Origin of the sequence: Methanosphaera sp. DEW79 (assembly GCF_003266085.1) — an archaeon.
Classification (GTDB): Archaea; Methanobacteriota; Methanobacteria; order Methanobacteriales; family Methanobacteriaceae; genus Methanosphaera; species Methanosphaera stadtmanae.
The window spans coordinates 15267-41743 of sequence record NZ_MUZW01000031.1 but is presented as its reverse complement, the minus strand read 5'-3'; the positions used below and the strand labels follow the sequence as shown (position 1 = coordinate 41743).

Genomic DNA, 26477 nt, shown 5'->3' with positions numbered 1-26477 from the left:
TAGTTATCATGACCCCTCTTATTACTTATCAATTCCCCTGAGAATACTTATCAATACCCCCTCCTAATTACTTATCAATACCCCTTATTACTTATCAACTACCCTAAGATGTCCTTTATATTATTAAAATAACATAAAATGATGTATGAAAAACATAGAATTTAATATAGAAAAAAGAAATATGGGACAATATTTAGGTATTTATCGATTTAATCTTGGTAGAAAAAATAAAATACCATCTTTAAAGCCTAAAAGAAGTTTTATAGATAGAATTAAGTTAAAATATAATTTATCAGCAATATTTACAAGTACAATATTGTTATTTATGATTTTCTATTCCTTATAAGTAGAATTAAAATTTAATTATATTAACTTTGATTATATTATAAAGAAAATAATTTGTTAATAAAATGTGGGTGTTTTATGTTAACTTTAAATAAAACTAGAAGATATGTTATATCACAAGATTTTAAAAATAATAAAAAAATAGTGAATGTTATATTAAATATACAATGTAAAAAATACAGCTAAATCTTGTGAATAATAAAATAGATTTCTTAAATTTTTCTCTTTTTTAAAAAAAAATGAAGATTGATTTTCATGATTTTTACAGTGATCTTCGTTTTTGTTGTGGTAGATTTTCTTGTATTTGTTTACTATCAAATCTTAAATTAATATACCTTGAATTTCCTTTCTTTCCAGATCCTGTGTATGTTGTATCAATTAATCTTAGAAATTCTAATTTATTAATTTGTCTATTGTATGTTGCATAACCAATCTTATTTTCACGATTATATTCCTCATATAATTGACCAGATGTTATATTTTTCTTATCCATTCTTGTAATAAAACGAAGTAATGTTTTTTCTTTATCAGATAATGAATTTAATATATACCTTAAACTAACACTTTTTGATACTTTAAATGCCTTTTCAACATCCCCATACTCAATTCTACGTGATGCTCTAACCTCAGCATTATTTCCACTTATACGCAGTAAATCAATACCTAATCGTAAATCCCCATTTTCAAATGTATACGTGGTAATTTCCTCTAATAAATCATTAGATATAACATTTGGATAAAATCCTAAGTTTACACGTTCTTTTAATATATTATATGTTTCTTCATATGTGTATGGTTTAAAATTTATTTCTGCAGCATTGAATATAGATCCTACATTTTTATCCAATATAAATCTAAATTCCACATCTGAAAGTACTGCAAATATACCAGTTCTTACACCTTCATATGATTCATGTGCACGTAGAATATCATAAAATATTTGACTTATAATATTTCCATGAAATAGATGATTAATATCATCTAATGCAACAATCAATGCTTTATCAGTATCATATAATTCATTCATAATTTTATTATATATTCTTGCAAATGGAACTCCTGTTTCAGGAGGATTATGACCAAATATTTTCTTATATATTTGTGAAAAAATACCAAATTTTGTAGAATGTAATTGACAATTTACATATACACATATTATATCATCTTCACAGTCCAGTTGAGCCATTTCAAATAATTTCTTTATAGCAGTTGTTTTTCCAGTTGCTGGAGGGCCTAAAAGTATATTATTTGATGGTTTTCCACCATGTAATGCAGGTCTTAATGAGAAAGCCATTTCTTCCATTTGTGATTGTCTTAATTTAAATTCTTCTGGCAAATAATCTGAATTAAATACTCTTACATCTTTAAAAATTGTTTCATCATGTAATAATATGTCTTGTAAATCCATCTATTATTGTCCTCCTTTTTTTTATTTTATAATGCTCCCATAGCAAACGATACAAATGCAATTAACATTCCTATTTTCATGTATTTAGATATTTTATGCATAGATTCTTTTGACTGATTTTGCACTGCCAGATATGCTGAATATACAAAGATAATATCTGCTATAATTATTATGATAAGATATACTATTGAAAATATATTATAATAATATAACAAGGGACTAAGAATACATGTTATAATATTTAGAATAACAGCTAACATAACTGCCTTTTTTGTCCCATATATAATTGGAAGAGTATGTGCATCTTCTTTTTTATCTCCTTCAATATCTTCAATATCCTTTATAATTTCCCTAGATAATGTCATTAAAAATGCAAAAAATCCAAGAATAAATCCTAAATTAACATCTTTTGTTATAAGACCACCAAAAACAAATGTTAAACCTGTAAGTATGGCTACACATAAATTACCAATAAAACATCTTTGTTTTAAATCATAAGCATAGATTATCATTAAAATAGTACATAAAATTACAACAATACCATTTTCTAATGATATTATAAATCCTAATATAATTGATACTAGAAATAAAATTAGACTATAATATAATGCTCTTTTTAATTCTATTTTACCTGAGGGTATAGTTCTGTTTGGTGCATTTATCCGATCTATTTCATAATCATAATAATCATTTATTGTATTTCCAGAACCTGTTGCTATAAATACACATAGAGATCCAAGTATTATCTCATAATTATAAGTATGGCCTATAATTGCCATTAATAATACTGCTATAAATGCCATTAAAGCATTTGTAGGTCTGAGAATTTCTATATAGGGATTCATTAACTTGTCACCTATAACTAATTTATTTTAAAAAAATCATCAATAATATTATATATGTATCTATTTTATTATAAGCTATTTTTTTATTAAATAATTTGAATATATATTATGGAAAAAGTAGAACAATATAACATAAAGTATTTATTATAGTAAATATATAATAATAAATAACTAATTTTTAACATACTTAAAACTGTGAGCGAATGAGTATCACTCATTAAGGAGTTTTAAATTAGAATATTTTTTATTATATAAATATATTTTATTAAATAGGTCATTTAATCAGACAACAAGTCGTTATAGATATAATAAAAATAGTTTTTTAAAAGTATATTTTAAAAAATTGGTAGTTATCTAAATAGTACTTGCTATGGATGGTTAAAAGCCAGATGATAATGGAGGACATTAAATGGCAAATTCAGTATATGTAAAATTTGAAGTACCAAAAGAAATAGCTGATAAAGTTTACGAAGCTTTAGAAATCGCAAGAGATACAGGTAAAATAGGAAAAGGAACAAACGAAGTAACAAAAAACATCGAAAGAAACAATGTTGCTTTAGCAGTAATTGCAGAAGATATTGAACCTGCAGAAATTGTAGCACACTTACCTATTTTAGCAGAAGAAAAAGAAATTCCTTACGTATATCTCCCAACCAAAGAAGAATTAGGAGAAGCTGCAGGACTTAATGTTGGTACAGCATCTGCATGTATTATTGATGCTGGTGAAGGCCAAGAACTCGTCGATGAAATAGTCGAAAAAGTTGCAGAACTCAAAAACTAATCATGATTGGACCTATACTTAGGAAATAAAGTATCGTAATTTTTAGAAGTAATTATTCAAAATTTACAATAAAAAAAAGATAGATTCATATAATAAATTACATATTCTTAATGAGTATTGTATTTAATGAAATTGTTCTTTCTTTAATTTTTTATTATAAAAGTAAGCTTCGCTATTATATATTTTATTTAACCAATCAAAATTTATAAGGTGATTATATGGAAGACGGTACTCCAGCAGAAGTTATTGAAGTTTTAAAAAGAACAGGAATGACTGGAGAAGTAATGCAAGTAAAATGCAGAATACTTGATGGAAGAGATAAAGGAAGAATACTCACTAGAAACGTTATGGGTGCTATAAAAGAAGGCGACGTATTAATGTTACTAGATACTATAAGAGAAGCAAAAGAAATCAGAACTCCATAGGAGTTATGATTAAAACCTTTTTTTATTGTATAAGAATATTCTTTTTATATACTTATAGGAGTTTAAATAATGAGAACATGTTCATTCTGTGGAGAAGAAATTCCAGAAGGTACAGGAAAAATGTATGTCCGTAGAGATGGATCAATTTCTTTCTTCTGCAGCAGCAAATGTGAAAAAAACAATAAACTTGGAAGAATTCCAAGGAAAGTTAAGTGGGTTAAACAATGAAACAAAGAACATTTACCATGTTAAAACCAGATGCAGTTAAAAGAAGACTTACAGGTGAAATTTTAACAAGATTTGAAAAACGTGGTTTAAAAGTAATAGCAGCAAAAACTCTTATGATTTCAGAAGACCTTGCAAAAACACACTATGGTGAACATAGTGATAAACCATTCTTCAATGATTTAATATCATACATTACTAGCGGACCAGTGTTTGCTATGGTTTTAGAAGGTGATGATGTAATAAGTCTAGTAAGAAAAATGGTTGGTGCAACTAATCCTAAAGAAGCAGATATTGGAACTATTCGTGGAGATTATGGAATCGACACTGGTAGAAATATAGTACATGCTTCAGATTCAGAGGAATCAGCACAAAGAGAAATTAATTTATTCTTCGACGAAACAGAATTCTGTGATTATGAATTACCAGACGAAGATATAATATATGAAGAGCCATAAGAATTTTTTTTCTTTTATTTGCTCTTTTTTGCTATTAATTGAAATGTAGATAGTAAAAAAATATTGAAGTAGTAATTTAGGTTTAAATCAATAACTTCAAAAATCCAAAACAAAATTTTATTTTAATTTACGCGTAAAAAAAAATAATAAAAAAAACTATTTATTGATTAATAAACTCATAGATAATATTTCAGTATTATAAAAAAAATAAGTGTGTTCTACAAAGATGGTAAGATTTTTTCAGGGACATTCAATAACAGATGTCAGTATTCAGTATTTTAAGATTCAATAGAACAAAACTTATTTAACCTATTGTTAAATAAAATTTTAATCTAAAAAGAAATTTTTAAATTCAATTTAAAGATAGAATATATGTTTTAGGGAGATAAAAATGAAAACAAGATCACCTATAGTGTCTGTTTTAGGTCATGTAGACCATGGAAAAACCACTTTATTGGATCATATTAGGGGAAGTACCATAGCATCAAAAGAAGCTGGAGGTATAACTCAACATATTGGTGCAACAGAAATTCCAATGGATGTTATTTCATCAATTTGTGGTGGATTCCTTGAAAAGATGAATATACAAGAACAATTACCTGGATTATTCTTTATAGATACACCAGGTCACGAAGCTTTTACAACACTACGTAAACGTGGTGGATCATTAGCAGATTTAGCTATTCTTATAATGGATGTAACAGAAGGTTTTAAACCTCAAACATACGAGGCATTAAACATATTAAAATCATCGAAAACACCATTTGTTGTTGCTGCTAATAAAATAGATAAAATTCCTGGATGGAATTCTACTAAAGGTGAATGCTTTAGTAAAGCTGTTCAAAATCAACATAAAAATGTTGTTTTTGATTTAGATCAGAAAATCTATGAAATAGTAGGAACATTACATGAAGAAGGATTTGAATCTGAACGTTTTGATAGAGTAAGTAATTTTGCAAGTCAAATAACCATTGTACCTATCAGTGCATATACTGGTGAAGGACTACCAGAATTATTAACAATGCTTTTAGGTCTTGCATACCAATACTTAAATGAACAATTACAAATTGAAGAAGATGCACCAGCATCTGGTACAGTATTGGAAGTTAAGGAAGAAAAAGGATTGGGACTTACTATTGACACGATTCTTTATGATGGTGTTCTCAATAAAGATGATCGTATAATGATGTTAACAAAGGAAAATAAAGTAATATCTACTAAGATTAGATCTTTATTAAAACCTAAACCATTAGAAGAAATTAGAGAATCAAAAACAATGTTTGAAGATACAAATCAAATTGTAGCTGCAGCTGGTGTAAAAATTGTGGCACCACATGTAGATGATGTAGTATCTGGTTCTCCACTTAAAGTAGCTAATGATGATAATATAAGAGTAGAAGATGAATTACTATCTGAAGTAGATAATATACGTATACAAACTAATGATATAGGTATATTAGTTAAAGCAGATACTCTTGGTTCTTTAGAAGCACTAGTTAATATTTTAGATTCAAAAGATATTCCTATTAAATCAGCAGAAATTGGTGATATTTCTCGTAGAGATATTATTAATGCATCAATAATGTATGAAGAAGATGAAAAATATGGTGTTATAATAGCATTTAATGTTAATATTCTTCCATCTGCTGAGGATGAGTTAAATGATCAAAATATCATGGTATTCCAAGATAGAGTTATATATCAGTTAACTGAAGACTATCTCAACTGGGTAAATAGTGCTAAAGAACGTCAGAAAAAGGCAAAACTTGCTTCTATAATACGCCCTTCAAAGATAAGAATCATGCCAAAATTAGTATTTAGACATAGTAAACCAGCTATTGCTGGAGTTGAAATCATGTCTGGTATTATAGAAAAGGGTGTTACTCTTATTAATGATAAGGGTCATGTTGTTGGTAGAGTTGAAAGTATGGAGGATAATGGAGAAAATCTTCCAAAAGTTTCAAGAGGATCACAAGTTGCTATGGCTATAGGTGATGCTGTATTTGAAAAGGATTTCGAAGAAGGAGATGTACTCTATGTTGATATGTCTGAGAGAAATTTCTTTGCAATTAACAATGAGTTAAAAGATAAGTTGTTAGATGATGAAATTTTAACAATGGAAGAACTTCAAGAAATTAAACAAGAAACAGAAGACTCAAATTGGGGTGTAATTAATACTGATTGGAGTGAACTTGATACTTTAGATGAAGATGAGTATGAAGATTTCTACTAATTTCAATATAATGATGTAGTATTTAAGTAACTACGATAATGAATACTTAAAAAAAAATAATGGAGACATACAATGGTATACAAAGTAGTAGTATCAGATGAAGATGTAACATACCAATTAGAATTGGAAGATAAAGATGCAAAAACAGTAAATGGCCTTAAAATTGGAGAAGAATTCAATGGTGGAGTTCTTGGATTAAAAGGTTACAAATTAAGAATTACTGGTGGTAGTGATAAAAACGGTTTCCCAATGAAAGAAGATGTTGATGGAACAAGAAGATTCAAAAGTTTAGTAAATGGTGGAACTGGATTTAAACCTACTAAAAAAGGATTAAGAAGAAGAAAAACAGTACGTGGAAACACTATTGCTGATGATATATCCCAAATAAATGTTAAAGTTTCAGAAAGAGGAGAACAAACACTAGCTGAAATCTTTGCAGAACCTGAAGAAGAACAAGAAGAGTAGATAATTCAATTATTATTAGTTTAATAATTGTTTATTTATCTATATGGAGGTGTAACTTATGAAAGTACAATCCGAAATAAATATTGGATTAGTAGGTCACGTTGATCATGGTAAAACAACATTAACTAAAGCTTTATCTGGAATATGGACCGACACACATAGTGAAGAAGCAAAAAGAGGTATTTCAATAAGGTTAGGTTATGCTGATATAACATTCAGAACATGTCCTGAATGTCCAGCACCTCAATGTTACACTACAAAAGAAACTTGTGAACACTGTGGTTCTAAAACAGAAATACTTAGAAAAGTATCATTTGTTGATTCACCAGGACATGAAACCCTAATGGCAACAATGCTTTCTGGTGCTGCAATAATGGATGGAGCTATTCTTGTTATAGGAGCAAATGAGCCATGTCCTCAACCCCAAACTAAAGAACATTTAATGGCATTAGATGTTATTGGTGTGAAAAATGTTATTGTAGTTCAAAACAAAGTTGATACAGTACCTAAGGAAAAAGCAATTGAAAACTATTATGAAATCAAAGAGTTTGTTAAAGGAACTTGTGCAGATGGAGTACCAATCATACCTATATCAGCTCAACAAGGTGCAAATATTGATGTATTAATTGAAACTATACAGAAAAATATGAAAACACCAAGAAGATCACTACGTAAAAATCCTAAATTATATGTAGCAAGATCATTTGATATTAATAAACCTGGTACACATCCAAAGAAAATCAATGGTGGAATCATTGGAGGTTCTTTAATACAAGGAAAACTTAAACTTGGCGATGAAATTGAAATAAAACCAGGAATTCAAGTTAAAAATAAAGGTAAAACTGAATGGAAAAGTTTAACATCAACAATCACTGGACTTGAAGCAGCAAATAATTTTGTTGATGAAGTTGGTCCTGGAGGATTAATTGGTGTAGCTTTATTATTAGATCCATCATTAACTAAATCAGATTCATTATCTGGATCTATTGCAGGAAAACCTGGAACTTTACCACCAACTATTCAAGAGTTTACAATGGAAACTCATTTACTTGATAGAGTTGTTGGTACTAAAAATGAAACTGATGTAGAACCTATACATTCTTCTGAAAACTTAATGATAAATATTGGTACAACAACAACTGTTGGTCTTGTCTCTAGTGCTAGAGGAGATGAAGTTGATGTTAAACTAAGATTACCTGTATGTGCAGAAGATGGACAACGTGTTGCTTTAAGTCGTCGTGTAGGAGCTAGATGGAGGCTCATAGGTTATGGAATCATCAAAGCATAGGGCAGTAGTTGATACAAATTTTTGATGATGATGTTTCAATTAGATGTTGATATTGTAATGGAATTACAAAATCTGTTACCATCATATTATGATTTAATTGTTCCATCTGTTGTTATTGATGAACTGACTACTTTGAAAAAAAAGTCAAAGGGAAAAAATAAATTAGCAGCAAGTATTGCATATACTATTGCAAATAAAGAACCTTTTAATATTGTTAATATTAAAAAAACTGATCATGTTGATAATTTATTATTAAAATTCTGTAATGATACAGATGTTTTATGTACCAATGATAAAATTCTTCGCAAACGTGCAAGAAAAAGAAATATTACTGTTGTTTATCTAAGACAGCATAGATATCTAGAAGTAGATGGTTATATAAAAACGAATACCTATTGATGATAATATAGAAGTAAATGAATTATGGAGGAAAAACCATGAATCTTTGGAAAGATATAGAAGCAGGATCAAATGTACCTGATGAAATCACAGTAGTTGTAGAAATTCCTAAAGGATCTCGTAATAAATATGAGTATGATAAGGAAAAAGAAGCTTTAGCTCTTGATAGAGTATTATTTTCACCATTCCATTACCCAGCAGAATATGGATTTATGCCTAAATCTTTATGGGACGATGGAGATCCTTTTGATGTACTTGTTATTATGGATCAACCAACATTCCCTGGATGTATTATTGAAGCAAGACCTATTGGTATTATGAGAATGATAGATCAAGGAGATAGTGATGATAAATTATTAGCAGTACCTCTAGAAGATCCTAGATTTAAAGATGTTGAGGATATTTCCCAATTACCTGAACATTACTTAAAAGAAATTGAACATTTCTTCTCACAATATAAAGCATTAGAAAATAAAACTGTAGAAGTTAATGGTTGGGAAGACAATAAAGCAGCAAAAGATGCTGTTAAACATGCAATAGAACTTTATAAAGAAAAATATGAATAGACATGTGAGGTATCAAAGTGTACGAAATAGCAACTATTGAAGATACAGTAAGAGTACCACCTAATATGTTTGACATGCCATTTGAAGAAGTGACAGCAACTATACTTAACAAACAGTATGTAGGTAAACTAGATAAAAAGTTAGGTATCTTAGTTATGGTTACTGAAGTTATTGACCATAATGAGGGAAAGGTTGTTATTGGTGATGGAGCTGCATTCTATCATGTTAAATTCAATGCATTATTCTATAAACCTATGTTACATGAAGTAATAGATGGGGAAGTTATTGAAATTATTGAATTTGGTGCTTTTGTAAGAATTGGTCCTATGGATGGACTAGTGCATGTTTCACAAATAACTAATGATTATATTAATTATGATGTTAAACGTGGAGCTCTACTTGCAAAGGAATCTAATAAATCTCTTGATGAAACAGACTTTGTTCGTGCAAGAATCGTTGCATTAAGTTTAAAAGGAAATTCAACTACAGATTGTAAAATTGGTTTAACCATGAGACAACCTGGTTTAGGTCGTTTTGAATGGATTGAAGAAGAAAAACTTAAAAACATGAAATAAGTATGAACATTAAAGGAGAATTAAAATGGCTGAAAGAGCATGTCCAAGATGTAGATGTGTAACATTTGATAAAGTTTGTCCTTTATGTAAGACAGAAACATCAAGTGATTGGACTGGATTGATTGTAGTACTTAATCCTGATGAATCAGATCTAGCTAAAGAATTAAATATTAGTTTCCCTGGCCGTTATGCATTAAAAGTTAGAAAATAACTGAAAGGAGACTAATTGTGCTAACATTACCAAAATATTTAAGATCAGAATTAAAAAAACCATTAGGGCAGTTATATAAATCTATAGATATAATTGAAGAGAAATTACACCAACAGTTATCAGAAGATAAACTTATAATTAGTATAGGTGATGCAACAACAAAAAATCTTATAAAATTAAATATTCAACCACAAATTTGTATTGTTGATAATAAAATTGAAAGAGAACCTGTTGAACATAAATTAACTCATACAGATAATTTAGTTCATGTTAATAATCCTGCTGGATGTATAACTGATGAATTAGTTAAGATTTGTATCGATTCAATTAATACTGCTACTAGTAATAATCCTGTTATTATTGAAGTAAAAGGTGAAGAGGATTTAGCAGTGTTGCCCTGTATATTAAATGCACCAAAAGACACTTTTATTCTTTATGGACAACCAAAGGAAGGTGTTGTTTTGGTTTGTGTTAATGAAGCCTTTAATAAGGCAAAACATTTTTATAAACAATTAAATAAGGAATAACGATAATATGGAAATTAAAATTATTGAGAAAAAAGAAAACCCATTATTAAATAGGACTGAAATTAAATTTGAATGTGAATATCCTACAGAAGGAACACCTACTATCTTAGATGTAAAACATAAACTTGTTGCATTAGAAGACTCATCTAACGATCTCCTCGTGGTGGATAGTATGAAGCCTAGTTACGGAGTTCCAACCGCATTTGGATTAGCAAAAATTTATGATTCAACAGAAAGTTTAGCAAAAATTGAAACTAAATCAGTGATTGCTAAAAATGAAGAACCTGAAGAAGAACCTGAAGAAGAAGCAGAAGATGCTGAATAAATACTACTAGAAGGGAATTGTAATGTCTAAAAAATATGAATTATATGAAGTTAAAGATGGTAAAATTGTAAGAAAAAATCCTGAATGTGTAAGATGTTCACATGGTATTTTCATGGCTGACCATGGAGATAGATATGCATGTGGTCGTTGTGGATACACACAATGGAAAAATGAATAAATTAAATAGTATAAGAAATATATTATTATATATAAAAACACGAATCTAAAAATACATAAATATCCTATTTCACCACCCATTTTTTTATAATATTTTTTTATGTTGAGGCTTAAACTTATTCTTCTTGGTATTTAAATTTATTATTTTTAGCTGTTATTTCCTCTATATATCTATAAAATTCATCTACTTCTATACATATTAGTTATTTTAAGTAATTGATAATGTTTTTCACTACTTACTCCATGTATATAGATTATTATTTCATTACCCACTACTTCATAAAGAACATTGGTACAATGTATGATGCTTATCATCATTTATTGTTATTCTTATTGTTTCAGAATTATATCAATTATTTCCTTGTGTGAATTTATTTCTAGATTTTTTCATTGCATAATAGATATTATATAATATATAATTACCATTATGAGTCATAATTATAACAATATAAATAATATGGCTCTTTTAATACAACTTTTTTTTATATTCAAATACTTTTTTTTTAATATTTGAAAGAGTGTGAAAATTTTTTTGTCCTATTAATTATACATATTTTTAGTATATATAATATACAAAATAACACCAAATATTTGATAATTATAAACATAGCAACAACAAACTCTTCTTGAAAAAACATTGAAAACAGAATTGTTACACCTCTCTAAATACTACAAAAAATTAAAACAAACACTACAACATTAAGTCAATAATGTAGATAGTATAAGAAATTTGATATTTAATATTATTTCATATAAAAAAAAACTTTAAATTATTTAAATAACACTAAAATGAATTTCATAGTATAAATTAAAGATCAATTTAATTTATTTTGTCTTTAAAATATATTTTTCCCCCCCCCCTTTATTAGAGGAATAATATGTGAGTTTAGAACTTGATTTTAGTTAGTTAAATCTAGTTAAATATAATTATAATTATTTTTAAATTAAGTAACAACTAAGTTAAATCTTAGTTATTTTTAAAATTTATTTAAATTATGGAGGAAAATGATTAAAATGAAGAATAAGATACTAATATCTTCAATAATACTAATAGTATTATTACTAGGACTTTCAGTTATATCTGCAACAGACACGAACACAACAATGACTGATTCAATAGAAAAACAGACAATAGACTTCAAAACAGATAATACTAAAATAGACACTAAAGAAATAAAAGCAAGTGAGAAAAATACTATTAGAACAAAAGATTTTACTCTAGAAAAGAAAGAAACTACGATAATAAAAGATAATTCAAAAAATGAAGTTTCAACTACAGATATAAACAAAGAAATTAAAACAAAAACTATTAAAAATACAGACAATATAGAAAAACAAAGTAAAAATTTAAAATCAGAAGACAATACAACAATTAAAACAGAAGAACAAACTGTAACAGATTTTAATTCATTAAAAAATACATGGAATAACACATTTACAAATGGAGATAACCAAACACATTATATAATAAATCTTAAGAATGGTGAATATGAATTTACAGAAAACCTCGTTGTAGGAAATACTAATGTATCTCATATAACATTCCAAGGAGAAGATAAAGATAAAACAATACTTAATGGACAAAAAATACATGGAATATTTTTCTTTAACACCACAAAAATAAATGTCTATATAAACAATATTACATTCAAAAATGGATATAATGCAATATGTAGTAATAGTAATTTAACAGTTAACAATTCAAAATTCATAGATAATCATAGAAGGAGTGCAGGTGCTGCAATATACTCTTACATATCAGATCTTAGAGTTTATAACTGTTTATTTGATAATAATAATATTTCAACAACAATTCCCTATGAATATCTTCGAGGAGGAGCAATCTACAAACATGATGGAAATACTCTAATCCTTAATTCAATATTTACTAATAATATTGTTAAAGGTAATTTTCAAGCTAGTGGAGGAGCAATTGCCTTAATGGGAAATAATGCACGTAATGCTACTATAAATAATTGTCTATTCCAAGACAATAAAGTTTTAGCAAGATATAATGATGGAAATATTAACCTAGTATGTTATGCTAATCAAAAGAATATATCTCATTGTATTTTTGTTAATGGTGGAGGTATATTAGGTAATAATAATTATTTCATGGAAAATAAACTTAATGATTTTAATAATACAGTTGCTCTAGCATTAAATGGTAAAACAAATGATACTATTATAACACAATATGATACTGTAACTCTTTCATATATTCTTCAAGGAAAATATTATGATAGTCCTGCAGAGAAATTTGGAGTAGCACCATATAAATATCCAATAACAACAGATAATCCATTATTAAATACTAGTGGATTATATTTAAGTCCAGAAAATAATTATACATTAACACTTGATACAAGTTCATTAAAAGATGTTATATTTGATGATATTAATCTATATGTAGCTGGTATAAAAGCAGGAACTATTAAATACAAAGGTACAATAATAAAACAAGATAATATAACTGCAAAACCTGGAGAGATAATTAATATAATATCATACTTCTATGATGGAAAAAATCCTATAACAAATGGAAAAGTAGCATTTAAAATTAACAGTAAAACAATAGGACATAGTAATGTAACATTAGGACAAGCATCACTACAATATAAAATACCAAATAATTACACTGCAAAAAATTATACAATAAATGTAGTATATGGTGGAACAAATAAATATAATCCAGCACGTATGAATGCTACACTCAAACTAAACAAAGTTAATACAAAAACAACTATTACCACAAATAACACAATAGCAAACAGTACAATGCAAATTACTGTTAAAACTGTTGATGAAAATAATAAACCAGTAATTCGTGGAAAAATAACAGTGAAAGTAAATGGAAAAACAATAACATTAACTAACACAACAGGAGTTAAAACAGTAGAATTTAACATACCAAAATCATGGGCAAATAGAAATATTACAATAACTGCATTATATGGTGAAAATTCATTATATAATCAAAGCCGTGACAAAATGAAATTAACAATAGAACCAATGAATATGCCCCTAAAAACAACTAACTCAATAAAAAAAGAAGATACAATAATAAATTATTATGTATCACAGATGGGTTCAGATAATAACACAGGAACAATGACAAATCCATTTAAAACAATAGCAAAAGCAATAAACCAAACAACACCAGATAAAACATATAACATCTACATATTAAATGGTACATATAAAGGTGTTGGAAACACAAACCTCACAGTACCTGGAAATCATAAAATAAACTTCATAGGAGAAGGAATAAACAACACAATACTTGATGGGGAAGTAAATTATACTGTTGGTGGAGCAACAGTATGGGGTGACTCAAAAGTATGGAATCCATATGATAATGGAACTGGTAACTGGTTTATGAATATAACAAAAGGAAATGGACTTATAACAATCACTAATTTTACAATGCAACATGCATGGGTATATGGAGTTGATGGTGGAGATTCAATAAGTAAATATCCAACAGCACCAGTAGATAACTATGGAAATCTAGAAGTAAATAATATGTACTTCTACTATAATTGTGCAGGAGTAGGAGCAGGTATTAGAAACAACAATGGTTCAACATTACTTGTAAATAATTCATTATTTGAAAAAAATAGAAAATCAGAAAGTACTGGAAACTTTGGTGCAGGTATTTATAATAATGGTACAGCAGTAATTGTAAATTCAATATTTAGAAATAATTATGCACGTTGGGGAACAATAACCAACGACAGAATAATGAATATAACAAACTGTACACTACAAAATAATAGTGCATATGGTGGTGCAAGTACTTTCAAGTATGGTAGTGGAATAGCAGTAAATAGTGGAGCTGCTGACTTCTTTAACCCATATGGACTAAGTGGTCTTCAAACTAATATTCGTGACTGTACCTTTATAGGAAACCGTCAAACAGATATTTATTCCATATCTAGTGCCTTGAATGTAACAAATAATACATTTGATAATTGTACTGGTATTTATATAGCTCATGGAACTGATAAAACACGATATGCTAATATAATTAATAATACATTTAATAAAGTTTCACCAACAGATCTTTTTATTACTTTAGGTTCAAATACAGTATATCCTGCTTTAATAACAGCAAGTGGTAGTGGAAATATAGTAATTGAATCAAATAATATGAAACTAGCAAATAATGATAATAAAGGTTATGCAATAAAAATAACTGGAAGTTATAATATTATAAATAATAATACAATAGATCGTCGAGTAATACTTGGAGGAAACAATAATAAAGTAAATAACACTAAAATAACAACTACTGCTGATACATATGCAATAGAAATAGGAAATAATAAGTATAATAATATATCTAACAACTATTTAACATCAAAAACATATGTAGGTGTAGATTCAGTAGATAATATTGATAATAATTATGTATTAGACAATAATAATACACCATTATCAACACTAGTTAAACTAAATGATACTTTATACAACAGATACTTTGATAACAATGGAAACTATAAAACATCCTTTGGTGATAATGTACAAATACAAATAATAGGAACACTTACAAATAAAAATCTAATCTTTAATAATGTGACAAATATAACAATATTCCAACAACAAACCAACATAAAATCATACAACATAACAATAGATTCTGCTAATACAACAATGAATATAAACCAGGTAACAATAACCAATACAAACAATAAACCAGTAGTAATACTAGGTAGTAATAATAATATAATACAATCAAATAATTTCATGACTAATGGAAATTACACAATAGAATTAACAGGTATAAATAATACAATAATAAAAAACACACTTATTGCAGATATACTCGTAGGAAATGAATGTGTAAAAGCAGACAATACAACAAATACTATAAATAATAATAAACCAACATATAAAAATATAATTTTAACAGATGATAATTATAAACAATATTTCAATGAAAATAGTACATTTGTAGCACCAGAAAATATGACAGATATTCATTTATTATTAAAAGGAAACTTCTATAATAAAGATTTCATATTCAATACAACATTAATTATAGGAAATTATACAACAGCAACAGTATATAATGGAACATTCATATTACAACAAAGTAAAAAATCAACACTACAAAACATAACAATAATAAACACAGATAATAAAAATGCAATTATATTAAATAATTCAAGAGATAATTCTATATCTTATATGAATATAACTACAAAAACACCTTCCATAATTATAAATTCAACATACTTGTGGTCTACTGGATTATTATATAACAATATAACAACAATATCTCCTAATAAAACTTATTCAATCGTTTTATCCAATGTAACTGGAGCTCCTACAATTCAAAATAATAATATTACAACAATTGGATCTACAAATACAAGTAGTCTCTACATTAGTAAAAATATTAATTATAATCAAATACAACTTCAGCTATATGGTAACAATATAATAACAAAGGGTAATGGTAATGATACTATTATATATTCAATATATGATAAGAATACAGTAGCTAATACTCTTAGATATTCTTCTAACATTATTAATACCATTGGAACACAAAATGCAATAAGTATTTATATGATTAATAACATGATCAATACTTCAAGAGTATATAGATCTGTATCTTCCAATACTATTAAAACAATAGCATCTAATTACACATCCAATATTGTGGTAAAAGGTAATATTTCAGTTGGAATAGATTCAAATAAATTAAATACAAACTCCACAAGTAGTATTAATATTGATATAGAAAATACAAATCCAACAATCAATAAAAACATATTAACAACAGATACAGAAAATGTAATACTTATTAAAATACAAAATATGAATAATTCAAATATAGAAAATAACACACTTACAATAACAAATAAAGCAAATGGAACACCTATAGTTATACATAATTCAACATACAATTTAATAAAAAATAACACTATATTTTCAAAAACAATATATACAATGTTTATTGATAAAACATCAGAGAATAATACTATAGTATATAACACATTAGTAACATCAGAAACTTATGGTGATAAATCCATATTAACTGAAGGAAAAAATCGTGTACGTGATAATAATCCAACAAGCTTTAGTACAAACTATCTTTTAAATGATGATACATACTATGAATTCTTTAATGAAAACGGAATATTACGACCAGAAATAAAAACTGGTGAAACAATAGAAATGATTGGAGATTTAATAAATAAAAACATGATCATAAATAAACCAATAAACTTCATACAAACATATGGAACAATATATAATGGAACAATAACATTAACAAAAGAAGCACAAGGTACAAATATCACAGCACTCACAATAAACAATACAAACATTGCTCAAACAGTAATAATAAATACAAACAATACAAACATAAACATTTCATCAATCAGAATAACAAATGATAATATAACTAAAACAATAGCAGTACAAATCAATGGAAATAATAATAAAATAGCAACAACTAGCGGTATTACTGTATTCTCTTATAATGATGTAGATTCATTAGTAGTAAATGGAGATAATAACCAAATTAAACTCAATAGAACAACAAATAGTAATCTATTAAGTATAATCTATTATTCTGATAAAAAAGCACAAATAAATGCAATAATCCTAAAAGGAAACAATAACACATTAACTTCAACATCAACAATAAGTGTAAATGTATTAGATCCTATTACAAGAAAACAAATACCTTCAAATGCTACAGTAGTAGGAACATATATCCAAGGAGATAATAATTACATAAACATAGTTGACATATATCTTAGTACTGAAGTAAAAAGCTTTACTGGAGTAAAATTCGAAAATGCAAACTACAATACACTAAATATGTCTAATTTATTATATACAAGAAAGAGTATGTCTTCTGGATTATTCTATGGATATCTACTTATAGATTCATCCTACAATCTAATAAACAGTACAAGTATTAGTAATTACAACACTATGAATCCAAATGAATATGCATTATTTATATTTAAATCTAATAATAATACAATTGAAAACTTAAATATAAGAAATATGGCTAATTATCTTGATAATTCAAATGGAAACATATTAATGTACAATAAAATAACCACTGATGATGTATATGCAATAACACTTACTAATACAACATACAACAATATAATCAAACATAATACATTAAATTCAGCAAATCTTCAGGGAGATGCAGCTGTAGGTGCAGATAACCTAAATAATACAATAGAATATAACACACCACGTGAAAACCTACAAACAAACACTAATATAATATTAGAAAACAGTACAATACATGCAAAAGTAAATGATACCATAACAATTACTGCAAAAGTAACAGATATTAAAAATAACTTATTATCAGAAGGAAATGTAACTTTCAAGATAGATAATAATGTAATTGGAGTAGTAACTGTTATGGATGGAAAAGCATCAATAAATTACACAATACCATTTTCTAATATAACCAGTTATAAAATAACTGCTACATATGAAGATAATGATAATTATGCAATGAAAACTACTACAGGTACTATTATTATCGATAAAACAAGTACAAAACTCCTTGTTGGTAATATAACAAATACAGGATCCATGGCAACACTAAGTGCAATACTAATGGATGGAAATGGTAATTTATTAGATGGAGTTGTAGAATTTAGAATTAATAATATGACAGTTGGAGAAGTAAATATTACAAATAAAATTGCATTACTTACAATAGATATTAGTAAATATGATGTTGGTAATTATGAAATAACTGCAATATATGAAGGTAACTACTATTATAACTCAACAATAAATACAGGCATATTATCTATAAATAACTATGATGTAAAACAAATAATTAATCCAATAACAACAAAAGTATGCAGTACAATAAAAATAACATCATACATATTCACCAAAGAAAACACACCAATAAACACAGGAAAAGTTATATTCAAAATTAATGGTAAAACATTAAAAGATGAATATGGAGACATAATTTATGCTGCAATAAATAATGGAATAGCATCTATTGATTATGAATTATCAAGTAGCATAGGTGCAAAAAATTATACATTAACTGCTGTAGCAATGGATAAAACATACAATAGAATAGAAACAAACACAACACTTACACTAGAAAAACACAACACACAAGTAATACTCCAACCACAATATCTAAACAGAAGCAAAAATGCAATTATAAAAGCAAAAATAATTGATGAAGAAGGAAACTTAGTAATAGGAACAACTAAAGTAGCAATAAAACTCAATAATAAAACAATAACCCATGCAATAGCAGTTAATGGTATACTAAATGCAACACTTGATTTATCCATATACAAACAATCACTCTTTAACTTAACTATTGTAGCTGGAGAAAACAAATTATACAACAGTAGTAAATCAACAAATGCATTGATTATCGAATAAATACGTATCATATGTTATCACAACGAAATTTTAAAGGAGAGAGTGTTTATCACTCCTCCCTTTTTTTTATTAGAATAATGAATATCTGATAAAGGTCTCTTTTTTTCTAGTAACATCTATGAAATTTATCTATTTCTATATAAACATGATTTATCTTTTTTTATATTATACTACAGATATATTAATTATTTTAAAAAAGAAAATATAAATCAATCAAAATAATAATTAGTGAGCTTCAATATATATAATTACATAGTATAACTTTATTTTATAGTTAATTACTTAATTTTTGATATATTTTAGATTTTTGAATGTAGAAACAGTAGGTCTTTTAATAGTTAAAAACCATGAAAAACAAATACTATGCATAATAATTCATGATTATTATATAAATAGAGAATTAACTATAATTTTAATTTTTTTGGAGAAACGATATATATGGATCTTAGAGCTGGACGTTTTGATGGACAAATGACTGATGATGCAGCCCAATTTTCATCATCAATAGAATTTGATAAAAGAATTTTTAAATCTGATATTAAATGTAACAGAGCACATACAACTATGCTTATTGAAGAAGGAATTATTCCTAAAGAATCTGGTAAGAAAATATTAAAAGCATTAGATAAACTTGAAAAAGAAGGTATTGGTGCATTGAATCTTGATCCCTCATTTGAAGATATTCACATGGCATTAGAGGACTATGTTACTAAAGAAATTGGTGATGAAGCAGGATTTATGCATACAGCAAAAAGTAGAAACGATCAAGTATGTACTGATATTCGATTAACTCTAAAAGAGGAAATAGAAAATACAATTAGTAATATTAAATCATTTATTAAAACTATTGTTGAGATGGCTAAGGAAAATACCCATACCTTATTTATAGCATACACCCATCTTCAACATGCACAACCTACAACATTTGCTCATCACTTAATGGCATATGCTAATGAATTAAGAAGAGATTGTGAAAGATTAATTGATACTTATAAAAGAGTAGATATGAATCCATTAGGTTCTGCTGCCCTTACAACCACAGGTTTTCCAATAAATCGTGAGAGAACAACTGAATTACTTGGATTTAGTAAGGTTATGGATAATTCTATTGATGGTGTTAGTAGTAGGGATTTTGCTGCTGAAGCTATATTTGATTATGCAATGTTATCTACAACACTTGGAAAAATTTCTGATGAAATTGTTATTTGGAGTAGTTATGAATTTAGAATGGTTGAATGTTCAAATCAGTATTCTTCTACTTCATCAATCATGCCCCAAAAGAAAAATCCTGATATTGCAGAATTATCTCGTGGAAAAAGTACAATTGCTTATGGTGAATTAATGACTGTTCTTAGTATGATTAAAGGAATTCCACACAGTTATAATAGGGATTTACAAGAGGTTACTCCTCATTTATGGAATGCTATTGATAATACCAATGATATTTTAAGAATTGTTCATGGAATGCTCAGTACCCTCACAATAAATAAGGATCGTACAGAAGAATTAGCTGGTGCTAACTTTGCCACTGCTACAGAATTAGCTGATGTTATGGTTAGAGAAAAAAATCTTCCATTTAGAACTGCTCATAGAATTGTAGGACGTGTTGTTTCTGAGGCAATAGATGATAATATTACTACACATGATATTGATAATGATTATGTAAATAGGGTTTCTGTTGAAGTTATGGGTAAACCTATTAATCTTGGTGAAGATTTAGTAAAACAAGCACTTAATCCTTTAAGAAATGTTAAATCACGTACTGTTATTGGTGGATGTGCACCTGAAGCTGTGAATGATGCTATTGAAAAAATGGAAATATTTTTAAATGAATAGATATAAAATTAGTAAATAGAATTTTTTATAAATATGCATGTATGTTGCATATTATTTATAGAGTCTCCTTTTCTCATGGTTCTTTTTGGGAGACTCTTTTAATTAATTTTTGAGGGATTAAATATGGTTAATATTGATAGTACACAATGTTTATATGTTTTATGTATTATAGCAGGTATTTTAATACTGATATATCCTGCACTTGTAGCTTATATTATAGGATTATTTTTAATTATATATGGAGTTCTTCAAGTAATTAAATAGTTTTAATTAAATCAAGGGCTTCTCCAGGTTCAAGAATTCCTGCTCTTGTTTCTCTAAGTACTCTTTGTATTGAAAATGATCTGTACTGAGGATATTTTTTATGAACCTGGACAACTAGAGGACATCCATATCCTTTAATTTTTTTCACTGAATAATTTGTTACAATAGTTTTTATTTCTGATTTTTCCATTCTAAATAGTGCTGGTAGATTTATTCTAATAATATCATCTTTTTTTACAATTGATTGTGAACCTGTAGATAGTAAGTCACCATATATCATTACTGATTTTTGTGTATCTTTTAGATAGTCAGATACTACTTCCTCAATGTGATTTGAACATCTACCACATGGATGTATTTTACCACTTAATGCCTCTTCTATAATATGAGTCATGTCTGTTTCAAGATATGTATGTTTTACATTAATTGCTGTTGTTAGATTATGAATATTATGCTTAAATTGATTTGGAAGAATTATAGTTCCAGGATTTACTGTTACTGTTTCTAAATTAAATCCCAATGCTTTTGTAAGTACTGTTGTGAAGCTACTGTCAACTCCACCTGATAGTGCTACTACAACAGGTGTGTTTTCTATTGGTTGTCTGTCTATGTTTTCTTTGATGTAGTTGGATACTATTGTATTGTTGTATGGTGCATTGTATTTTTTTTCAAGTAGTTTATATAGGTTGTTAAATGGTTCTATGTAGTTTTCTGGAATTACATTATCTATTATTTTTTTCACATGTTTTAGAGATAATTCTAATTGATATTTTTTTAGAACTATATCTGTGTATGATATTACATGAATTGATTTAACATGTAGTTGTTCTCTTAGTTTTCCTACTACCCATCCACCTTTACCTATGATTATTGATTTTTCTGGTCTATCTGGTGCTATAATTGTTAATTCATCATTTTCATAATGTATTTCTTTTATTTCTGGTTGAACATGATCATGTCCAATATCTTCTCTTATTTTAATGATTTTTTCTATTAATTCTTCTTTTGTATACATATTATTTTTTTTCCTAATCTTTTTGATATATTTTTATTCCATATTTCTCTTTATTATTTGTGTATATTATATGATATCCATCTATTGATGTGGTGTTACTTGTTGCATCAATATAATACTTAGCATTTATTGTTTTTAGTTTATTTTCTAGTGTTTCATTGTTTTGTTCTAATACTCTTGGTATTGTTGTGTAGGTGTACTTTTTTAAGTACCAACTAAATGCTACTCCCCTATCTGAGGATATATTGTAGTTTGTTAGCTGATTATCATATGCCTCTAACCATGTTGCTGCTTGTTTTTCTTCATAGCTTTGTGGATTTGGATGTGTTATTGAGTTTATGTAGCTGTAGTTAATTGGTATTAGTATAACAAGCAATATTGTTAGTATTATTAGTGGTGTTTTCTTATTTTTTATTGTTATGTTTTTTATTCCATTTATCATGAAGTATGTTATTGGTATGAATGTTGGTAAAATATATCTATCAACTTTCACAGGATGATATGAATGTAATATAATAAAAATTCCCATCCATAAAATCATAAGTAAATCCATTTGATTTATTTTGTTTAATGATGATTTATATAATAACAGTAATGTTATTGTAAATAATATTTCTGTAAATATATAAGATACATGAAGATATGTTATTATTGTTATAATACCTAAAATCACTGCTAATATAAAGGAGAAATTATGAATATTCTCTTTTTTATATACTCCTTTAAATGATAAAATAACACCACCACACATTAATACTAAAATTACATATGAAAGAAGTGTAGGTGTGTTGTATATTGTTGTTAGTGTTTTATCATACAACAAACTTACATTAGTACTTGTTAATAATTGTGGAATATATTCAATATAATAGTATGGATTTAAATCATAACCAATATTAACTGAAGATACTTGACTACTACTAGATACCTCCATAAATTGACTTAGAAATGGAATTGTATGTTGTTTATATAGATAAAATCCTCCTATAATAGCACATAGAAAGACAATGAACATGAATAGCTTTAAAATATCATTTTTATTTATTTGTACTTTGAATTTATCTTTATTCATAAGCATGTAACTTATCATTACAATTAAAATAAAGCCCTCTGTAAATCTAGTGAAAAAAGCCATTAGAAAACATGTGAATGCAAGATAATAGTAGTTAAAACTCTTATTTAAACCTTTTATAGTGAAATATAATGCCCATACACTAAATGTTAATGAGGGAATATCATTTGATCCTGTTACAGCCCATGTTACAACTAATGATAACATTGAAAAGAATAAACTTCCAATAAATGATAGTTCTGGTGAAAATTTCTCATTAAATAACAAGTAAATTCCAACAATCAATAGAATAAATAATATTCCTGAAACACAAAACAATGTTGTTTCAGAAATAAATCCCATCCTGAAGGGTATTGATGTTAATAGAGATAATACTGGAGGAACACTAAGTTGACTACCAATATTAATATGAGCAAATAACATTGAATTTTGCAGATAAACAAAGATATCCCAATAACTAACACCAATAATTGATTGAACATGTACTAGAATTGCTGTATATATACTTGATATTATAATAAGTAAAATCAATAATTTATTTTTTAAATTAAAGTTATTAATCATAATAATCACTTTCATTCATATGTTCTTTAAATAGCATGTTATAATAATCTTTATATTCTAGTAAACCACGACTTCGTATGTTATATTCCTTTTCATAGGTATTTTGATAGATTTGCACATCATTAATACTTTTAATCTTACTAAGTCCAACATAATTCATCTTATTTTCATTATTTGTATCAATATAAAATGATGCAGGTTCATGCTCATCATTACTTTTTAATATATTCTTAGTAAATGTCCATGTAGTATTTTCCATAGTAACATCAGGAACACCTCTACGACAATACACATTCAAATACCATGATACTGCAGGCCAATTATCAGAATAAATTACTGTTGTATTATCAAATTCACAATTATCATCAAACCATTTACATGCCTGTTGAATGTTATTAAAATGATTTTCTTCTGGAATATTATTATTATAACATAATGAATTTCCAAGAAGGAACAATACAATCACTATAGATATTATTGTTGATATTTTAATATTTTTTATTTCAATTTTAAAGTCAATGAAATTATAGATATAATATAGGGCATTTGTAATGAAGTATGCTATAAATGGTAATACTGTGATAAAGTAACGATCATTTTTAGTAGAGAGTATTGATTGGAATATTATATAAACCAGTAGCAAGGATAACATCAATAAATCATAATTTAAGTACCAAATATCATAATCCTCCAGTATATGCTTTATTATGTATAATACTGAAAGTGTAAGTATTGTTGTAATGATATATGATACACTGTTAATACTAATAAGACATATTATTGTAAGTATTAGTGCTATTATTATATTGATTTGATTATTTCCTGTTAAAAGTCTTCTATTACTTTTAATTACATATTTATAACTATTGTAGAATATTAAAAAAATTCCAATTATACATAATATTATAAAAACATAGCTTATAACAGATGGAATGTTACCCATAGGATTTACTACATTTTCAAAGGTAGCACCAGTATGTGGTATATAACTTGTAATGTAGTTAGGTATATGTTTAATATAATACATTGTATCTGGAAGATATCCTGCATCAAGAACTTTTGTATTATTTACAGTACCACTAAATTGTCCCAGAAATGGAAAAGGTGTGGATAAAATTCTATAGAAATGATACAGAAATGGACTAACACATAATACTCCAAGAACACTACCTTTAATGAAGGTTTTAAATTCATTTTTACTTATTTTATTAATTAATAAATAAAAGATTATTGCAAAAATCATTACTCCTGCCGTGTATCTTGATAAAAATGCAAATGCCGCTATTGGCATGGCAATATAATAGTATTTATTGTTTTTTTCATGTGCTAATAATATAAGATATATTGTAAGTAATGTTAATGAAACACCTGTTATATCATTACCTCCAATGGCAACCCATGAATAAAGTAGGGTAAATGTTGCATAAATTATACTTCCAACATAACTTATCATATGATTAAACTTGAATCTAAATATTAAATATAAACTAACAGTTCCTACTATGTACATCAATACACTTAGATTAAATATTGCCTCTTGAGGTGTACTATTTATTATTCTAAAGAATAATGATAATATATATGGAACAACAGGTGAAATACTAGCAACATCACCCCATCCCATACTAGCAAAACTACGAGCATTTTCTAAATAAAGATACGTATCCCAATTACCAATTCCTATAGAGTATTGTGTAAATAATCTAGGAATACTAATAACTAGTAGAGAAATTATTAGAAATGTAATGTAGAATAATTCTATTTTATTATCTTTAATAACTTTTTTAAAACTATTTATCATTAAGATAAACTCCTAAAAAATTATTAAAATGTCAAAAGACATTTTTCTTTTTTATTATATTATACATATGTTTCTAATTGAAATTATATTTTTTAATATAAAAGTAGTAGTTATAAATTATGAATTATTATAAAAAAGGAAAAATAAAGAGGGGAGGATAGGTGATGTGAAAGATTAAATTCTTTATAGGAGTATATTTTTAAAGGGAGCTAGTTTTTTTATTCTCCAAATTAGATAATCTTCTTTCATAGTTTTTATAC

At 26.8% G+C, this 26477-nt stretch carries 23 protein-coding genes; 17 read left to right on the top strand and 6 right to left on the bottom strand.

Annotated elements, in window-relative coordinates; translation table 11 throughout:
• Positions 1-607: 607 nt before the first annotated feature.
• The gene (locus BZ132_RS03145) at positions 608-1753 is read right to left on the bottom strand and encodes an ORC1-type DNA replication protein (protein ID WP_011406233.1); all 1146 of its coding nucleotides are present in this window, start codon (positions 1751-1753) and stop codon (positions 608-610) included.
• Between the two features lie 26 nt (positions 1754-1779).
• On the bottom strand, positions 1780-2598 hold the full coding sequence (locus BZ132_RS03140; RefSeq protein WP_286940478.1) for a UbiA family prenyltransferase: 819 nt from the start codon (positions 2596-2598) through the stop codon (positions 1780-1782).
• 409 nt (positions 2599-3007) lie between these two features.
• Between BZ132_RS03140 and rpl7ae the strand changes: the two genes are divergently transcribed.
• From rpl7ae to BZ132_RS03070, 14 genes are all read left to right on the top strand, one after another.
• Positions 3008-3379 (top strand): 50S ribosomal protein L7Ae, encoded by a 372-nt coding sequence (gene rpl7ae, locus BZ132_RS03135; RefSeq protein ID WP_011406231.1) that lies wholly within the window; start codon positions 3008-3010, stop codon positions 3377-3379.
• 218 nt (positions 3380-3597) lie between these two features.
• Complete coding sequence (locus BZ132_RS03130) at positions 3598-3804, top strand: 30S ribosomal protein S28e (RefSeq protein ID WP_011406230.1); 207 nt, start codon at positions 3598-3600, stop codon at positions 3802-3804.
• 69 nt (positions 3805-3873) lie between these two features.
• The gene (locus tag BZ132_RS03125; protein ID WP_011406229.1) at positions 3874-4032 is read left to right on the top strand and encodes a 50S ribosomal protein L24e; all 159 of its coding nucleotides are present in this window, start codon (positions 3874-3876) and stop codon (positions 4030-4032) included.
• Positions 4029-4487: a nucleoside-diphosphate kinase gene (gene ndk / locus BZ132_RS03120; RefSeq protein WP_011406228.1), complete on the top strand. Its 459-nt coding sequence runs from the start codon at positions 4029-4031 to the stop codon at positions 4485-4487. The genes BZ132_RS03125 and ndk overlap by 4 nt, the downstream gene beginning before the upstream one ends.
• 391 nt (positions 4488-4878) lie before the next feature.
• On the top strand, positions 4879-6720 hold the full coding sequence (gene infB / locus BZ132_RS03115; protein ID WP_011406227.1) for a translation initiation factor IF-2: 1842 nt from the start codon (positions 4879-4881) through the stop codon (positions 6718-6720).
• A 72-nt stretch (positions 6721-6792) separates the two neighbouring features.
• Positions 6793-7185 (top strand): 30S ribosomal protein S6e, encoded by a 393-nt coding sequence (locus BZ132_RS03110; protein WP_011406226.1) that lies wholly within the window; start codon positions 6793-6795, stop codon positions 7183-7185.
• Between the two features lie 58 nt (positions 7186-7243).
• Complete coding sequence (locus BZ132_RS03105) at positions 7244-8473, top strand: translation initiation factor IF-2 subunit gamma (RefSeq protein ID WP_011406225.1); 1230 nt, start codon at positions 7244-7246, stop codon at positions 8471-8473.
• Between the two features lie 24 nt (positions 8474-8497).
• The gene (locus BZ132_RS03100) at positions 8498-8872 is read left to right on the top strand and encodes a PIN domain-containing protein (RefSeq protein WP_286940490.1); all 375 of its coding nucleotides are present in this window, start codon (positions 8498-8500) and stop codon (positions 8870-8872) included.
• Between the two features lie 38 nt (positions 8873-8910).
• Positions 8911-9438, top strand: coding sequence for an inorganic diphosphatase (locus BZ132_RS03095; RefSeq protein WP_011406223.1), 528 nt, complete (start codon positions 8911-8913; stop codon positions 9436-9438).
• A gap of 26 nt (positions 9439-9464) precedes the next feature.
• The gene (locus tag BZ132_RS03090) at positions 9465-10013 is read left to right on the top strand and encodes a DNA-directed RNA polymerase (RefSeq protein WP_286940489.1); all 549 of its coding nucleotides are present in this window, start codon (positions 9465-9467) and stop codon (positions 10011-10013) included.
• A 25-nt stretch (positions 10014-10038) separates the two neighbouring features.
• Positions 10039-10224: a transcription elongation factor subunit Spt4 gene (gene spt4, locus BZ132_RS03085; protein WP_011406221.1), complete on the top strand. Its 186-nt coding sequence runs from the start codon at positions 10039-10041 to the stop codon at positions 10222-10224.
• A 17-nt stretch (positions 10225-10241) separates the two neighbouring features.
• Positions 10242-10751 (top strand): GTP-dependent dephospho-CoA kinase family protein, encoded by a 510-nt coding sequence (locus BZ132_RS03080; RefSeq protein ID WP_011406220.1) that lies wholly within the window; start codon positions 10242-10244, stop codon positions 10749-10751.
• A 7-nt stretch (positions 10752-10758) separates the two neighbouring features.
• The gene (locus BZ132_RS03075) at positions 10759-11076 is read left to right on the top strand and encodes a 30S ribosomal protein S24e (RefSeq protein WP_011406219.1); all 318 of its coding nucleotides are present in this window, start codon (positions 10759-10761) and stop codon (positions 11074-11076) included.
• A gap of 22 nt (positions 11077-11098) precedes the next feature.
• Positions 11099-11254: a 30S ribosomal protein S27ae gene (locus tag BZ132_RS03070; RefSeq protein ID WP_011406218.1), complete on the top strand. Its 156-nt coding sequence runs from the start codon at positions 11099-11101 to the stop codon at positions 11252-11254.
• A gap of 179 nt (positions 11255-11433) precedes the next feature.
• Here BZ132_RS03070 and BZ132_RS03065 read toward each other — a convergent pair whose 3' ends face one another.
• Positions 11434-11571 carry a hypothetical protein gene (locus tag BZ132_RS03065; RefSeq protein WP_158005515.1) on the bottom strand — a complete coding sequence of 46 codons (138 nt, stop codon included), beginning with the start codon at positions 11569-11571 and terminating at the stop codon, positions 11434-11436.
• Between the two features lie 696 nt (positions 11572-12267).
• Here BZ132_RS03065 and BZ132_RS03060 point away from each other — a divergent pair.
• From BZ132_RS03060 to BZ132_RS03050, 3 genes are all read left to right on the top strand, one after another.
• On the top strand, positions 12268-19665 hold the full coding sequence (locus BZ132_RS03060) for an Ig-like domain repeat protein (RefSeq protein ID WP_286940471.1): 7398 nt from the start codon (positions 12268-12270) through the stop codon (positions 19663-19665).
• 438 nt (positions 19666-20103) lie between these two features.
• On the top strand, positions 20104-21501 hold the full coding sequence (argH, locus tag BZ132_RS03055; RefSeq protein ID WP_011406216.1) for an argininosuccinate lyase: 1398 nt from the start codon (positions 20104-20106) through the stop codon (positions 21499-21501).
• Positions 21502-21624: 123 nt separating this feature from the next.
• The gene (locus BZ132_RS03050) at positions 21625-21765 is read left to right on the top strand and encodes a DUF3096 domain-containing protein (RefSeq protein ID WP_112149434.1); all 141 of its coding nucleotides are present in this window, start codon (positions 21625-21627) and stop codon (positions 21763-21765) included.
• Here BZ132_RS03050 and BZ132_RS03045 read toward each other — a convergent pair.
• The 3 genes from BZ132_RS03045 to BZ132_RS03035 are packed head-to-tail and all read right to left on the bottom strand — an operon-like array spanning position 21758 to position 26217.
• Entirely contained in the window at positions 21758-22780 is a 1023-nt protein-coding gene (locus tag BZ132_RS03045; protein ID WP_286940469.1) for an ATPase, read from the bottom strand. The genes BZ132_RS03050 and BZ132_RS03045 overlap by 8 nt on opposite strands.
• 13 nt (positions 22781-22793) lie before the next feature.
• Positions 22794-24416, bottom strand: a complete 1623-nt coding sequence (locus tag BZ132_RS03040) for a glycosyltransferase family 39 protein (RefSeq protein WP_286940467.1) — start codon at positions 24414-24416, stop codon at positions 22794-22796.
• Complete coding sequence (locus tag BZ132_RS03035) at positions 24409-26217, bottom strand: glycosyltransferase family 39 protein (RefSeq protein WP_286940465.1); 1809 nt, start codon at positions 26215-26217, stop codon at positions 24409-24411. The genes BZ132_RS03040 and BZ132_RS03035 overlap by 8 nt, the downstream gene beginning before the upstream one ends.
• Between the last annotated feature and the right edge of the window lie 260 nt (positions 26218-26477).